The sequence below is a fragment of the Bacillus sp. LR--39 genome (genome assembly GCF_053613335.1).
This window is the reverse complement of the sequence record NZ_JBSIOT010001182.1, coordinates 1-607: the sequence shown is the minus strand read 5'-3', so window position 1 is coordinate 607 and position 607 is coordinate 1. Positions and strand designations below refer to the sequence as shown.

General features: G+C 41.2%; 2 pseudogenes. One reads left to right on the top strand and one right to left on the bottom strand.

Annotated features, from left to right (window positions below):
• Positions 1-96: pseudogene (locus ACWHAR_RS29290) on the top strand (hypothetical protein); the annotation flags it as partial.
• Between the two features lie 99 nt (positions 97-195).
• On the opposite strand, the pseudogene ACWHAR_RS29285 reads toward ACWHAR_RS29290, so the two are convergent.
• A pseudogene (locus tag ACWHAR_RS29285) lies at positions 196-607 on the bottom strand (alpha-glycosidase); the annotation flags it as partial.

Here is a 607-nt window from a genome sequence, read left to right as displayed (position 1 = left end):
GCAATCGGCCTTGCCGCCTGCTCAAGTTCAAAAAATCCAGCAAGCGCTGATGGCAAAAAGGTGCTGACTGTGTCTGTCGAAGAAACGTATAAAGAACCATCTCTTTTCCCCCTTCTATTTACGAAACTATAACAATTGTATTGTCCTATAGAAAGCGGTTACAACAACTTTCGATTTGTTACCGATAACAGAATGTTATACAGGGGCAGCAGCACTCAAAATCAAAAATTCTCCCGGCTGAACGGCAATGACATCGTGATGATGAAGCGGCTGCTCTGTCCATGCATCACAGATTTTCTTATTCCTATCAATATTCAACTCTCGTAAACTGACGTGTTGAACCACATTCCCTTGATTAAAGAAATAAATCAGTATTTTTTCATCAAGAGTCCGCGAAAAGCTAATAAAATCATTTTTGTCGTCCAGCAGATTCCACTCAAGATGTCCTTCAGTCAATAAAGTGTTTTCCTGCTTGCGTAAAGCAATTAACCGTTTCATAAATCGCAGCATGTCTTGGTTTTGCTTCTCCTTTTCCCAAACCATACATTTCCGGCATAATGGATCATTTTCGCCGTCCAGCCCGATTTCCGTCCCGTAATAGATGCAT